Consider the following 12,816-nt stretch of genomic DNA (forward strand, 5'->3'; position numbering starts at 1 on the left):
GCATCTGGAGTTGCAGCCCGGCACTGCTGCCGGCCCCTAAGCCTCACAGAACTGGCCTGACAAGTCAATCGCCTGTGTTCCTGCGATATGCGCAGTGTTCACACAAAAAAACATTTATTTTACAGTTAGATATCCTTTTAGACTTACGGCAGAAGCGGTCATGCGGCAGTTTCCTGCCGCAATTGCTGCCAAACTGGTCAGACTGAATGTTGACTGGTCAGGCCAGTTGTGCAATGAAGGCATCGGATCAGGAGGATCCAGGGACATCCGGTCTTTTTCTGGGAGGAAACAATGACATTCCCCACCCGCGCGCTGGCGTCAGCCGCGTGCATTCTTGCACTATCCGCTGGCGGCGCAGCCGCTGCCGAGCCGTTGAAAATCGCTCTCGTCGAAACCTTGTCCGGGCCGCAGGCCTCCACGGGCCTGCTCTATCGCGCGGCCGTTCAGTACCAGGTGGGCAAGATCAACGAGGCGGGTGGCTACAATGGCGCGCCAGTCGTGCTTGAGGAATACGACAACCAGGGCGGGCCAGTCGGCGCCACCGATCGCGTGAGGGCGGCGATTGCTGACGGCGCCCATATCATCGTGCAAGGCTCGTCCTCCGCAGTGGCGGGTCAGATCACCGAGGATGTGCGCAAGCACAATCTGCGCAACCAGGGCAATGAAATCCTCTACATCAACCTCGGTGCCGAGGCGATGGAACTAACGGGTGAGAAGTGCCACTTCTACCATTTCCGCGTCAGCCCGAATGCGGCGATCCGTGTCGGGACATTGGTGGCGGGCATGAAGGAAGCCGGTGTTCTCGGCGAGCGCGTCTATGCCATGAACCAGAACTATTCCTGGGGCGTCGACGTGCAGGAGGCGACCAAGGCGGCCGCCGCGACCGCCGGTTATGAGGTGGTCGAAGAAACCCTGCACGAGGTTAACAAGATCCAGGACTTCGCGCCCTATGTCGCCCGCATCCAGGCGACGAATGCCGACACGGTCATCACCGGCAACTGGTCAAACGATCTCCTGCTCCTGATGAAGGCTGCCAGCGGAGCGGGGCTGAAGGCTCGCTTCGGCACCGCTTTCCTCGACCAACCCGGCAACATCGCCAATGCCGGCGCGATCGCGGAAGGGCATTTTGTCTCCACACCATTCAACCCCGAGGCCGGCGGAGAAAAGTCGAAGGCTTTCGCCGAGGACTACAAGAAGGTCACCGGCCATTACCCCTCCTATGTCGAGCCGGCGACGGTCTTCGGCCTGACACTGCTGGGACAGGCTCTGCAGCAGGTCCCAGCCGCGGAAGACATCGACGTGACGGCCATCGCGCTTGCGCTTGAGAAGGCGACCATCGAGACGCCGATCGGGTCTTTCTCGATGCGAGCCGAGGATCACCAAGGCGTGTTTCCCATGGTCGTGCAGCAGGTGAGCGCCGATGCAACCTTCAAGGTTGACGATACCTCCTACGGCTTCAAGCCGGTGAAGGTCTTCTCGGCAGAAGAATCGGCGGCGCCGGTTCAAGAGAGCTGTTCCATGCAGCGCCCCAGCTAAGGGGCCTGCTTGCGACATGAAGTCTGATCCGCCACGCTCTTTGCCCATCGGGCGGAAGCGCGTGGCGGACTGATCCCCGACCGAAACAGACGGGACAGATATGGACCAGATATTCTTCGCCTTGTTGAACGGCACGATCTACGGGTTGCTGCTATTTATGGTCTCTGCCGGCCTGACGCTCATCTTCGGCATGATGGGCGTCCTGAATTTCGCGCACGCCTCCTTTTACATGCTGGGTGCCTATTTTGCCTATACGCTGCAGCCGCTTACGGGCTTTTGGCCGGCAATCGTGCTCTCGCCCCTGCTGGTTGCCGCGATCGGTGTCGTCATCGAGCGTTATGCCCTTCGCCGCGTCCACCATTTCGGCCATGCGCATGAGCTTCTGGTGACCTTCGGCATCGCCGTCGTCATCGCCGAACTGGTCAAGCTCTTCTACGGCAACTATCCGGTCGAATACCGCGTGCCGACGGAATTGAGCTTCGCGGCCTTTACCCTCTCAGGCATCGACTATCCCTTTTACCGGCTGTTCATGGGTGCCGTCGCCGTCGCGATGTTCGCCGCCATCTATCTGCTCCTCACCCGAACGCGGGTCGGCATCGTGGTCCGTTCCGCCATCTACCGCCCGGCAATGGCCGAGGCGCTCGGTCACAACGTGCCCTTGGTGTTCATGGGCGTCTTCGGCATCGGCGCGGCTCTGGCAGGGCTTGCCGGCGCGGTGGCAGGCGCGTTCTACACCACCAATCCCAACATGGCGCTTGATCTCGCCGTGCTGGTTTTCGTCGTTGTCGTCGTCGGCGGCCTTGGGTCGCTCGGCGGGGCTATGCTGGCCTCGCTTTTGATCGGTATCACCAATTCGCTCGCCGTCGGCGTCAATTTCAGCCTCGGGGACATCTTCGGCATTGTCGGCCTCGGTGAGTGGGCCGGTTCCGTCGGCGGCGTCATGACGATGCGGCTGTCGAGCTTTGCCGCCACGCTGCCGTTTTTCCTGATGCTGCTGGGCTTCTGGTGCGTCCGTCGGGCCTGATGGGCGAAAAGGAGTGACACCGTGAAGCTCAGGCCCTTCCTCATTCTTCTTGCAGTCATGGTCCTGCTCGCCATACCGTGGCTGGTGTCGAGCTCGATGCTCAACGCTGCAATCCAAATGTTGATCGCCGCGCTCTTTGCCATGGCCTTCAGCCTGCTTTGCGGCCAGGCCGGGATGCTTTCCTTCGGCCACGCGGCCTATTTCGGCCTCGGGGCGTTTGCGACCGTCCATGCCATGAATGCCTTCAATGGCGAGGGCCTGTTGCCGACGCCGCTGCTACCGCTCGCGGGTGCCGCCGTCGGCCTGGTGAGCGGCGTGGTGGCGGGCTATTTCTCTACCAAGCGCACGGGCGTCTATTTTGCGATGATAACGCTCGCACTGGCTGAGCTCCTGCATGCGCTGGCGCCACACCTCAAGGGCACGTTCGGCGGTGAAGCTGGAATTTCCTCCTTCCGCATGCCGGCCTGGGGCTTCGGTTTCGGAACGGCAATCGAGGTCTATTACCTCACGCTGTTCTGGGTGCTGCTCGCAATCGGGCTTCTTTATCTGCTGATGCTGACGCCGCTCGGCCGCCTTGCCCTTGGCCTTCGCGAAAACCAGCGCCGCCTGCGCTTTCTCGGCTACAACGTCCATGCGCTCGGCACGTTGATCTTTGCGATTTCGGCGATGTTCTCGGGGCTTGCGGGCGCTCTCCAGTCGCTGAACATCGAGGCGGCGAACTATGCCGAACTGGAGACGCATGTCTCCACGGTTGTGCTGCTCAACAGCTTCATCGGCGGCGTGAGGGTTTTCCTCGGCCCGGCGATCGGTGCGGCGCTGATGACTTTCTTCGGCCACGTCACCTCCGACGTCACGCGGGTCTGGCTGCTCTACCAGGGCATCATCTTCGTGCTGGTGATGATGTTTTTGCCGCGCGGCATTGTCGGCGAACTGGTCGAGAGGTTCAGCGGCAAGAGACCTGCAGGGGAGGGCATCAGGCTTTCTGAGATGCTGCCGCGCCTTGCCGGCATCGCCGTTGCGGCGCTGGGCGGTGTGGTTCTGATCGAGCTCCTGCAGCGGGTCATGTCCAGGGATTATCGTGCCCTTGCCGCCGGTGGACAGTGGCCCGAAATCACGATGATGGGGCTGAGCTGGCAACCCGGCTCGCCGCTGACCTGGCTCGTGCCGCTCAGCGCGCTTGCGCTCGGCCTGGCGCTGGTGCTCGGCGTCAACCGCCGTGCGGCGGCCCGCAGGGAGGCCACGGCATGAGCGATCCCATCCTGAGACTGGAAGGCGTGCACAAGTCATTCGGCCCCGCGCACATCATCCGCGGTGTCGATCTGGAGGTGCGCAGGGGCGAGCGCCACGCCGTGATCGGTCCCAACGGCGCGGGAAAGTCGACGCTTTTCCATCTTTGCTCGGGCGAGTTTGCGCCCAGCAGCGGCCGTATCCTGCTCGATGGGCAGGAGATCGGCGGGATGAAGCCGGCGGAAGTGAACTGCCGCGGCCTCGCGCGGTCGTTCCAGATCACCAACATCTTTCCCGGCATCTCGGTGTTCGAGAACCTGCGCCTTGCGGTGATGCGCAAGCATGGGCTCCAGTTCACCTTCTGGCGCCGTGTGTCGCGGCTCGACAACGTCACGCAGGAGGTCGAGGGGCTGATCGAGCGCCTGCGCCTTGGCCACCGGGCGCATACGCTGGCAAGCCAGCTCTCCTATTCCGAGCAGCGCTCGCTCGAGATCGGCATGACGTTGGCTTCCGATCCCAAGGTGATCCTGCTCGACGAGCCGATGGCCGGCATGTCCCAGGAGGAAACGGAATACACCGTCGGGCTGATCCGCGAGATCGCCGAGGACCGCACGCTGCTGATCGTCGAGCACGATATGTCCGTGGTCTTCTCGCTTGCCGACCGCATCAGCGTGCTGGTCTATGGCGAGATGATCGCAACCGGCACACCGAAGGAGATCCGCGAGAACCCGCAGGTCAAGGAGGCCTATCTGGGCGAGGAGGTCGCGGCATGAAGGAGGCGATCCTTTCCGTGCAGGGCCTGCATGCGCATTACGGCAAGAGCCATATCCTGCATGGTGTCAGCTTCGACGTCGGTGAGGGCGAGGTGGTGAGCCTTCTGGGACGCAACGGTTCGGGCCGCTCGACGACGATGAAGGCGATCATGGGCCTGGTGTCCCCTTCCGGAGGGCGCGTGATGCTGCGCGGGCACAATGTCGCCGGCCAACGGACTTTCACGATCTGCCGCAGCGGCCTGGCCTATGTGCCGGAAGAACGCGAGATCTTCTTCAACCTGACCGTGGATGAGAACCTGCAAATGGGCACGCAGCAGGGGGCCGAGGGCGCCACGCGATGGACCGTTGAGGAGATGTTTGCCTATTTCCCGCGGCTGAAGGAGCGCCGCAACACCCGCGCAGGCAGTCTTTCGGGCGGCGAACAGCAGATGCTGACTATCTGCCGCTCGCTCCTCGGCAATCCGCTGGTGATGCTCATTGACGAGCCGACCGAAGGCCTCGCGCCCAAGATCGTCGCCGTCGTGGGCGAGGTGATCACCGACATCAACCGGCAAGGGGTTTCGGTGGTGCTAGTGGAGCAAAAACTGACCATCGCGCTGAAGGTGTCGAACCGCGTCTGCGTCATGGGCCACGGCCAGATCGTGTTCCAGGGCACGCCCGACGCATTGGCCCAAACGCCATCGGTGACGGAAGAGTGGCTGGCGGTATGAGAGCGGAGGAAGGACGATGAAGATGACCGCGCCGATGGAAGTCGGCCTGACTGTAAGCGACCTGCCCAGGATGCGGGCCTTCTACGAGGGCGCTCTTGGGTTGGCTTTCGTGTCGGAGATCCATGTTCCGTCCGCCAAGGCCCAGGAAGCGGCGATGAGCATGGGCGGCTATACCGTCATCCGGCTCCAGACACCCTATGGAGAACGCATCAAGCTGCTCTCTCCGGACGATGCACCCTCAGTGCGTACCGGCACAGCCCACAAGATACTGGACAGGGCGGATTCTTCTTACGTCACATTTATCGTCAATGATATCGATGGTGTGGTGGCACGGCTGATCGCCGGCGGCGCCGAGCCAATGACGGGAGACAAGGCGGTTGAGGTGCGTCCGGGCACCTTCCTGTCCTTCCTGCGCGATCCCGAGGGCCATATTGTCGAGATCGTCCAATACTCCGACATCGAACGCTATCGCCCCGACCTGGCGGGTACGAAATGATGTTCGATTTCACCGGCCGCACCCTGGTCCTGACCGGCGCCAATGGTGGCATTGGCCGCGCGGTGGCGGACGTCTTTTCGGGCGCTGGGGCCAATCTGGTGCTCGCCGATCTCGACGGACCAGCGCTCGATGGCTTTGCCGCTACGCTCGAGAAAGGCGCGGCCCGCATCGCGACAAAAGCGATGGACGTTTCCCAGCCCGAGGACGCAGAAGCGCTCATTCGCCTGGCCTGCGAGCGTTTCGGTGCGATCGACTACCTCATTCCGTCTGCCGGCATCTATCTCGCCGAACCTTTCGCCGCGATGACCGGCCAGCAATGGCGGCGGACGCTTTCCATCAATCTCGATGGCGTATTCTATCTGTGCAATCGGGCGGTGCCGCATCTCAGCGCAACCTCCGCCATTGTTAACCTGACCTCGGTCGCGGCGCACCGGGGTGCCGTCACCAACGCCCACTATGCCGCCTCTAAGGGCGCGCTTGGCGCGCTGACCCGCAGCCTTGCGCGCGAGCTTGCGCCCCGCACCCGCGTCAACGCCGTGGCGCCTGGAGTTATCGAGACGCCGATGACGGTGTCGCTGGTCGAGGAGCGCGGAACGGAGACGCTGGCAAACACGCCCCTCGGACGTCTGGGCAAGCCGTCCGAAATCGCCGCCGTGATCGCGTTTCTCTGCAGCCCGGCTGCAAGCTTCGTGACCGGGGAAACCATTCACGTCAACGGTGGGCTTTACATGGCCTGACAGGCGCCGGCAGACGGCAAGGGTAAGTGACAGGAGGGTCGAGCCTTCGGCCCAAAAAGGAATGTGTAGCAAATGAAATTGCTGGATGGGAAGCTTGCACTGGTCACCGGAGCAGGCCGGGGACTCGGCGCCGCGATTGCCGAGGGGTTGGCGCGCCACGGTGCGAGTGTCATAGCGGCCGATATCGATACAACGAGTGCGAGCGCAACCGCCGAACGGTTGCGCGCCTCGGGCTTCGTCGCCGAGGCCTATGAGCTCGACGTGACCGACCGCAAGGCCGTGTACCGGCTCGCCGACGATCTCCTCACGCGCCACGGCGGGCTGGATGTGCTGGTGAACAATGCTGGCGTGGCAGGCCGTGCAACCTTCGGTGACGATGCGGCGCCCGATGTGTGGGACCGTGTCATTGGTGTCAATCTGGAAGGCACGTTCAATGTCTCGCATGCCTTCGTCCCGGCGCTGAAGGCAACGAAAGGCAATGTCGTTCACCTGTGTTCGGTGGCAGGTTTCGTCGCCGGCGGCTCGACGGCGGGCTATGTCGTTTCCAAGGGCGGCATACGCTCGCTCACGCAGGTCATGGCACGCGACCTTGCCCCGTTCGGCGTGCGCGTCAATGCGGTGGCACCCGGCATCATGATGAGCGAGATGGCCACCGCCCAGCTCAACCGGCCCGGTGGCGCGGACTGGTTCCTGAACCGCGTGCCGATGAAACGCATCGGCGAGACGGCCGAAGTGGTCGAGCCCGTTGTTTTCCTTGCCTCTGCCATGGCCAGCTACATCACCGGCACCGTCCTGCCGGTCGATGGCGGCTTCCTCGCGGCATGAACCTGTCCGTTTGGAGATTGAAATGCCTACCTTCACTGACCTTACTCCAAGCTCCTTCTGGCGCGAGATCGGCGCCACCCGCGAGGATTGGGCTGCCCTTGCCCCTGCGCTCGGCGGCACGATGCTTGTCGAGATGCACTTGATCCGTGCATTCGAAGAAAAGGTGCTGGAACTGGCAGGGCAGGGGCTGGTGCATGGCCCGGCCCATTCCGCCATCGGACAGGAGGGCGGTGCGGTGGGCTCCGCCCTTGCGTTGCGCCGCAGCGATCAGGTGAACGGCTCGCACCGTGCACATCACCAGTTCCTGGCCAAGGCGCTCTCCTACCTGAAGCCGGACGGCATTGCACCGGCGGCCGAATTCGACGGCAACATCCGCGATTTGTCGAAGCGCACGCTTGCCGAGATCCTCGGTCTGGCGCAGGGCTTCTGCAAGGGCCGGGGCGGCTCGATGCATCTGCGCTGGGCCCAGGCCGGAAATCTCGGCACCAACGCCATTGTCGGCGGTGGCGTGCCGATGGCGGCAGGCGCTGCCTGGGCGCACAAGCGCGCGGGGACGGGCGACGTCGTCTATACCTATTTCGGCGACGGGGCGACCAATATCGGCTCGGTGCTGGAGACGATGAACCTTGCCGCGGCGTGGAAGCTGCCGATCTGCTTCTTCATCGAGAACAACCGCTATGCGGTCTCCACCCATGTCGAGGAGGCCACTGCCGACCCGCGCCTGTCGTCACGAGGGCTCGCCTTCGGCATCCCCGCCTTCAAGGTGGACGGCATGGACACGCTCGCTGTCTATCTGGCCTGCGAGGAGGCGAACCGCATCATGCGCGCGGGCGAGGGCCCCACCATCATCGAGGCGGATGTCTATCGCTATTTCCACCAGAACGGCCCGCTGCCGGGTTCGGCCTTCGGTTACCGCAGCAAGGAGGAGGAGGCCACGTGGCGTAAGCGCGATCCGCTGGAGGCCATGGCGCAGGAATTGCGCGAGCGGCAGGTCCTTTCCGAACGGACCGTCGAGGAGCTGCGTGACAGGTGCGTCGCCCTGATGAACGAGGTGGCGGCCGAACTGATCGAGACGGTGGACGGCAAGCGCCGCATCATCCCGGCGCTCTGGCCCGAAGAGAGCTTCCGCGACTTTGGCCTGCGCGGCGACCTCTCCGAATTCGACGGCGTGCGCTTCGCAGAGCAGGAAACGTTCAAAGGCAGCCTCGACCCGGAGGCAAAGTTCATCGACACAGTTGCCGATGTCATGACGCGGCGCATGGAAAAGGACGAGCGGATCGTCGTGCTGGGCGAGGACGTGCACCGCCTGAAGGGCGGCACCAATGGTGCGACGCGCGGTCTGTCGCAGGCCTTTCCCGACCGGGTGCTCGGAACGCCGATCAGCGAGAATGCCTTTACCGGACTGGCTGGCGGCATGGCGGCGGATGGGCGTTTCCGGCCGGTGATCGAATTCATGTATCCCGACTTCATGTGGGTAGCCGCCGACCAGGTCTTCAACCAGGTGGGCAAGGCCCGGCACATGTTCGGCGGCGACAGCGACATGCCGCTGGTGCTGCGCACCAAGGTGGCCATGGGTACCGGCTATGGCTCGCAGCATTCGATGGACCCGGCCGGCATTTTTGCTACCGCACCCGGGTGGCGGATCGTCGCCCCTTCCACGCCTTTCGACTATGTCGGCCTGATGAATTCGGCACTGCTTTGCCGCGATCCAGTCCTCGTGCTGGAACATGTCGATCTCTACGCCTCGAAGGGCGCGGCACCGGTAGACGATCTCGATTATTTCATTCCGCTCGGCAAGGCCAAGGTAGTGCGGTCCGGCGCGAGGGTGACGATCCTTACCTATCTTGCCATGGTCGAAAAGACCCGCCTCGTGGTCGAGGATCTGGGCATAGACGCCGAGATCATCGACCTGCGCAGCCTGGATCGCGCCGGGCTCGATTGGGCAACGATCGAAGCTTCGGTCAAAAAGACCGGCAATGTGCTGATCGTCGAGCAGGGGGCAGCAGGCACCTCCTACGGCGGATGGCTTGCGGATGAATTGCAGCGCTGCCTGTTCGACTGGCTCGACCAGCCTGTCCGCCGGGTGCACGGCGCGGAAGCATCACCCAGTATCTCGAAGGTGCTGGAAGCCGCAGCCTGCGCCCGGCCGCAGGACATAGAAGCTGCGCTGCGCTGCGTCATGGCCGACCAGGGCCTGCCGCTGGCGGCAGCGTGAGGGGGTGGACAATGCCGTTTGAAGTCTTGTTGCCGTCGCTGTCGGCCGGCATGGAGGATGCGGTGATCGCCCGATGGCTGAAGGCCGCAGGCCAAGAGGTCGCCAAGGGCGAGGTTCTCGCCGAAGTGGAAACTGACAAGGCGACGATGGAACTGGAAGCCGAAGTCGCCGGTCGTATCGGCGCGCTGAAGGTGGCCGGCGGTGGGCGCGCGAATGTGAACGACGTGATCGCGGTCCTGCTGCTCGATGGCGAGGATGACTCGATGCTCGCCGGCGAGACCCCGAAGCAACAGCCGCGCAAAGTGGCGGAACCCGCGCCGGCGCCGATGATTGCGCCTACGCCTACTCCTGAACTGGCTAAGCCCACACCCGCCGGGCCTCGCCATTCCGCCTCACCGCTTGCCCGGCGCATTGCGGCGGAGCGTGGGATCAATCTTTCCCGGATCGCGGGCTCGGGCCCGAAGGGCCGCATCGTCCGCATCGATGTTGAGCGCGCGGCACAAGCGGCGTCCACTCCGATTGTCGTGCCACAGCCTGCTGCGGTGAGCGCCATACCTGCCGGTATCGGCGACTATGAAGCGGTTCCGCTTTCCCCGATGCGCCGGACTATTGCGCGTCGGCTTGTGGACGCCAAGACCACGGTGCCGCATTTCTATCTCAATGCCGATTGCGATGTTGATGCGCTCCTTGCCTTGCGCGCCGAAATCAATGAGGGGCGCGACAAGGGCGAACAGATCTCGGTCAACGACTTCGTGCTGAAGGCAGTGGCGGTTGCGCTGCGCAAGGTGCCCGAAGCGAATGCGGTGTGGACGGATGAAGCCATCCTGCGGCTGCGGGCCGTGGACATTGCGGTGGCTGTCGCGACCGATGGCGGCCTGATTACGCCGGTTCTGCGGGACGCCGACCAAAAAAGCCTCGGCACGATCTCGTCCGAAGTCAAGGCGCTTGCCATACGGGCACGCGAAGGCAAGCTAAAGCCTGACGAGTATCAGGGCGGCGGCTTTTCCGTCTCCAATCTGGGCATGTATGGCGTGAAATCCTTCACCGCGATCATCAACCCGCCGCAAAGCTGTATTCTTGCCGTTGGTGTGGCAGAGCGACGGCCGGTCGGCCGAGGCGACGAGATCGTCTTGGCCAATGTGATGAGTTGCACGCTTTCGGTCGATCACCGCTCGGTTGACGGTGCGGTGGGCGCTAAATGGCTGGCAGCCTTCAAGGCCGCCATCGAGCATCCCTTGATGCTGCTTGTGTGAGGGGACGATGGCAAGGTTGATCTCGGGGAAGACGAGAGTTTGCGCAATCCTTGCCGACCCGGTCGGCCATGTGCGCACGCCGCAGGCCTTGAACGCGCTCTTCGAGCGGCATGCTATCGATGCAGTCATGGTGCCTTTCGAGGTGGCGCCCGTTGATCTGGTCCGCACGGTCGATGGGTTGCGGGCGGTCCGCAATCTCGCCGGCGTCGTGGTGACGGTGCCCCACAAGAGCGCGATCAGCGCGCTTTGCGACCGGGTTTCCGATCGTGCGCGCCTTGCCGGGGCGGTCAATGTCATCCGCAGGGAAGCGGATGGCCGTCTTTCGGGCGATCTTCTCGATGGCGAGGGATTTGCCGCAGGGCTGGAATTGGCTGGCGCTCAGCTTGCAGGGAAGCGGGTTTTTCTGGCCGGGGCAGGCGGCGGCGCCAGTGCGATCGCCTTTGCGGCGGCCGAAAGGGGAGTCGTGCATCTGACGATCTCCAACCGCTCGCGCGACAAGGCCAATGCGCTGGCCGCGCGGCTGGCTTCCGGCTTCCCGAAGCTCGGCCTTGCCACCGAGGGCGGCCCGGAAAATCATGACATTGCGGTGAATGCCACGTCCTTGGGCCTCAAGGGCAACGACCCATTGCCCTTCGACCCGGATCGCCTGTCGCCCGGCACGCTGGTGGCCGAGGTCGTGATGCAGCCGGAAGTGACGCCACTCCTGCTATCCGCGGCAGAACGTGGCTTGCCTACGCATCCGGGCAAATGGATGCTTGAGGCGCAGCTTTCTGAAATACTCCGTTTTCTCGTGCCCGATGTGGCACCGGTGAGAGTCGGAGCTACCTGAAATGAGCGACCAGCTGCGTGTGCCGGTCGATGCGAACGAACTCACTGCGGTGGTGCGCAGCGCGTTCGGCGTCGAAGGAGAATGGCATTTCGGGATCACCCGCGAGAGCGGCTGGGCCGATATGGACCTTTACGGCCATGTCAACCATCTGGCCTATCTGCATTGGTGCCAGGAATGCCGCAACCGGTATTTTCGCATGGCCCTCGGCGAGTGGCCGAGTATCGAGGAAATCGGCCCGGTCATCCGGTCCGTCGAGTTCACTTATGACCGTGCCCTGGGGATCGGCGACCGGGTGCTGGTCACGGCGCGCATTGAAAAACTCGGCCATACCAGTTGCGTCCAGCGCTACGCCGTCTGGCACGACGGCCTTGTTGGCTCGGGCAATGCGTTGTGCGTATTCATTTCTCTCAGGACAGGTGAGAAGGTGCCGATCCCTGAGAATTTCCGAGCCAGTGTGACAGCGCTCGAAAGGCTCGGCTAGATGTGTCGCTTTATGGGGTTCTGTCGCAAACTCGAAGTTGAGACGCGTAAAGACTGCTGCCCAGTCTTTACGCGGTCAGGATTTCGAACTGTTCGACACGTAACGGTACTGCATTGTGCGCGTACCTCGCCTGTCGCCACTGTTCTCCCGGCTTCAAGTTCGTTGGAGAAGGATTACAACTGCCAGTCAGTCAGCGGCGTGCTTCAAACTAGCAGCCTAGCTACAACACTGCACCAGCGTATGTGGACGCGTGCTCGCCAGCCGTTCAGCCTGAACACAGGAGGAGAGCCATAATGCCGGCCGGTCGCTACGCGCTGCGGGGCATCGCGGACCGCCGGGAAACCCTTCACCATCACCCGTCCCGGCCGGGCGGCGGCCCCGCGGGAGCTTCCGCAAGGACAGTCGCCTTGGCAAGCGCGTGCCGCACAGGAAACAGCGTTCTCAGGGTCACGTAGAAGACCGGCGTGAGGAACAGTCCGACCAGCGTGACGCCCAGCATTCCGGAAAATACTGCCGTGCCAAGCGACTGACGCATTTCCGCGCCGGGGCCGGTGGCGATCACCAGCGGCACGACGCCGAGAATGAAAGCAACCTATTGCCTCACCGATCAATGTTACCCAAGGCAGCGGTGGCGACAGTGCTCGTATGAGCTGCCGCAGCGGTGGCAGGTGATAGCGGCAAGCTCTCGATCCAGCCGCCATCGAGGATGA

General features: G+C 63.2%; 11 protein-coding genes and 2 pseudogenes. 12 read left to right on the top strand and 1 reads right to left on the bottom strand.

Annotated features, from left to right (window positions below; genetic code table 11):
* Positions 1 to 291: 291 nt before the first annotated feature.
* The 12 genes and pseudogenes from EET67_RS06685 (at position 292) to EET67_RS06740 (ending at position 12,106) form a co-directional block, all read left to right on the top strand.
* Complete coding sequence (locus EET67_RS06685) at positions 292 to 1,536, top strand: branched-chain amino acid ABC transporter substrate-binding protein (RefSeq protein ID WP_128625444.1); 1,245 nt, start codon at positions 292 to 294, stop codon at positions 1,534 to 1,536.
* Positions 1,537 to 1,636: 100 nt separating this feature from the next.
* Positions 1,637 to 2,577, top strand: a pseudogene (locus EET67_RS06690) (branched-chain amino acid ABC transporter permease).
* Between the two features lie 40 nt (positions 2,578 to 2,617).
* The gene (locus tag EET67_RS06695; protein WP_128625457.1) at positions 2,618 to 3,808 is read left to right on the top strand and encodes a branched-chain amino acid ABC transporter permease; all 1,191 of its coding nucleotides are present in this window, start codon (positions 2,618 to 2,620) and stop codon (positions 3,806 to 3,808) included.
* Positions 3,805 to 4,560, top strand: coding sequence for an ABC transporter ATP-binding protein (locus EET67_RS06700; RefSeq protein ID WP_128625445.1), 756 nt, complete (start codon positions 3,805 to 3,807; stop codon positions 4,558 to 4,560). The genes EET67_RS06695 and EET67_RS06700 overlap by 4 nt, the downstream gene beginning before the upstream one ends.
* On the top strand, positions 4,557 to 5,270 hold the full coding sequence (locus tag EET67_RS06705) for an ABC transporter ATP-binding protein (protein ID WP_128625446.1): 714 nt from the start codon (positions 4,557 to 4,559) through the stop codon (positions 5,268 to 5,270). Before EET67_RS06700 ends, EET67_RS06705 begins: the two co-directional genes overlap by 4 nt.
* 16 nt (positions 5,271 to 5,286) lie before the next feature.
* Positions 5,287 to 5,766 (top strand): VOC family protein, encoded by a 480-nt coding sequence (locus EET67_RS06710; protein ID WP_245450759.1) that lies wholly within the window; start codon positions 5,287 to 5,289, stop codon positions 5,764 to 5,766.
* Positions 5,763 to 6,503 carry an SDR family NAD(P)-dependent oxidoreductase gene (locus EET67_RS06715; RefSeq protein ID WP_128625447.1) on the top strand — a complete coding sequence of 247 codons (741 nt, stop codon included), beginning with the start codon at positions 5,763 to 5,765 and terminating at the stop codon, positions 6,501 to 6,503. The genes EET67_RS06710 and EET67_RS06715 overlap by 4 nt, the downstream gene beginning before the upstream one ends.
* Before the next feature lie 72 nt (positions 6,504 to 6,575).
* On the top strand, positions 6,576 to 7,328 hold the full coding sequence (locus EET67_RS06720; protein WP_128625448.1) for an SDR family NAD(P)-dependent oxidoreductase: 753 nt from the start codon (positions 6,576 to 6,578) through the stop codon (positions 7,326 to 7,328).
* Positions 7,329 to 7,350: 22 nt separating this feature from the next.
* Entirely contained in the window at positions 7,351 to 9,543 is a 2,193-nt protein-coding gene (locus tag EET67_RS06725; protein ID WP_128625449.1) for an alpha-ketoacid dehydrogenase subunit alpha/beta, read from the top strand.
* An 11-nt stretch (positions 9,544 to 9,554) separates the two neighbouring features.
* A complete protein-coding gene (locus EET67_RS06730) occupies positions 9,555 to 10,796 on the top strand; it encodes a pyruvate dehydrogenase complex dihydrolipoamide acetyltransferase (protein WP_128625450.1) in 1,242 nt (413 codons plus the stop codon).
* A gap of 7 nt (positions 10,797 to 10,803) precedes the next feature.
* A complete protein-coding gene (locus EET67_RS06735; protein WP_128625451.1) occupies positions 10,804 to 11,625 on the top strand; it encodes a shikimate dehydrogenase family protein in 822 nt (273 codons plus the stop codon).
* 1 nt (position 11,626) lies between these two features.
* The gene (locus EET67_RS06740) at positions 11,627 to 12,106 is read left to right on the top strand and encodes an acyl-CoA thioesterase (protein ID WP_128625452.1); all 480 of its coding nucleotides are present in this window, start codon (positions 11,627 to 11,629) and stop codon (positions 12,104 to 12,106) included.
* A gap of 352 nt (positions 12,107 to 12,458) precedes the next feature.
* On the opposite strand, the pseudogene EET67_RS06745 reads toward EET67_RS06740, so the two are convergent.
* A pseudogene (locus EET67_RS06745) lies at positions 12,459 to 12,698 on the bottom strand (efflux RND transporter permease subunit); the annotation flags it as partial.
* Positions 12,699 to 12,816 lie beyond the last annotated feature (118 nt).

This window comes from Borborobacter arsenicus (assembly GCF_003934165.1).
Lineage (GTDB): Bacteria > Pseudomonadota > Alphaproteobacteria > Rhizobiales > Rhizobiaceae > Pseudaminobacter > Pseudaminobacter arsenicus.

Bases quoted from the DNA above. Each gene is read 5' to 3' on its own strand.
- EET67_RS06735 (WP_128625451.1), top strand. From the start codon at position 10,804: ATGGCAAGGTTGATCTCGGGGAAGACGAGAGTTTGCGCAATCCTTGCC.
- EET67_RS06705 (WP_128625446.1), top strand. From the start codon at position 4,557: ATGAAGGAGGCGATCCTTTCCGTGCAGGGCCTGCATGCGCATTACGGC.
- EET67_RS06730 (WP_128625450.1), top strand. From the start codon at position 9,555: ATGCCGTTTGAAGTCTTGTTGCCGTCGCTGTCGGCCGGCATGGAGGAT.
- EET67_RS06695 (WP_128625457.1), top strand. From the start codon at position 2,618: ATGGTCCTGCTCGCCATACCGTGGCTGGTGTCGAGCTCGATGCTCAAC.
- EET67_RS06685 (WP_128625444.1), top strand. From the start codon at position 292: ATGACATTCCCCACCCGCGCGCTGGCGTCAGCCGCGTGCATTCTTGCA.
- EET67_RS06725 (WP_128625449.1), top strand. From the start codon at position 7,351: ATGCCTACCTTCACTGACCTTACTCCAAGCTCCTTCTGGCGCGAGATC.
- EET67_RS06700 (WP_128625445.1), top strand. From the start codon at position 3,805: ATGAGCGATCCCATCCTGAGACTGGAAGGCGTGCACAAGTCATTCGGC.
- EET67_RS06715 (WP_128625447.1), top strand. From the start codon at position 5,763: ATGATGTTCGATTTCACCGGCCGCACCCTGGTCCTGACCGGCGCCAAT.
- EET67_RS06710 (WP_245450759.1), top strand. From the start codon at position 5,287: ATGAAGATGACCGCGCCGATGGAAGTCGGCCTGACTGTAAGCGACCTG.
- EET67_RS06740 (WP_128625452.1), top strand. From the start codon at position 11,627: ATGAGCGACCAGCTGCGTGTGCCGGTCGATGCGAACGAACTCACTGCG.
- EET67_RS06720 (WP_128625448.1), top strand. From the start codon at position 6,576: ATGAAATTGCTGGATGGGAAGCTTGCACTGGTCACCGGAGCAGGCCGG.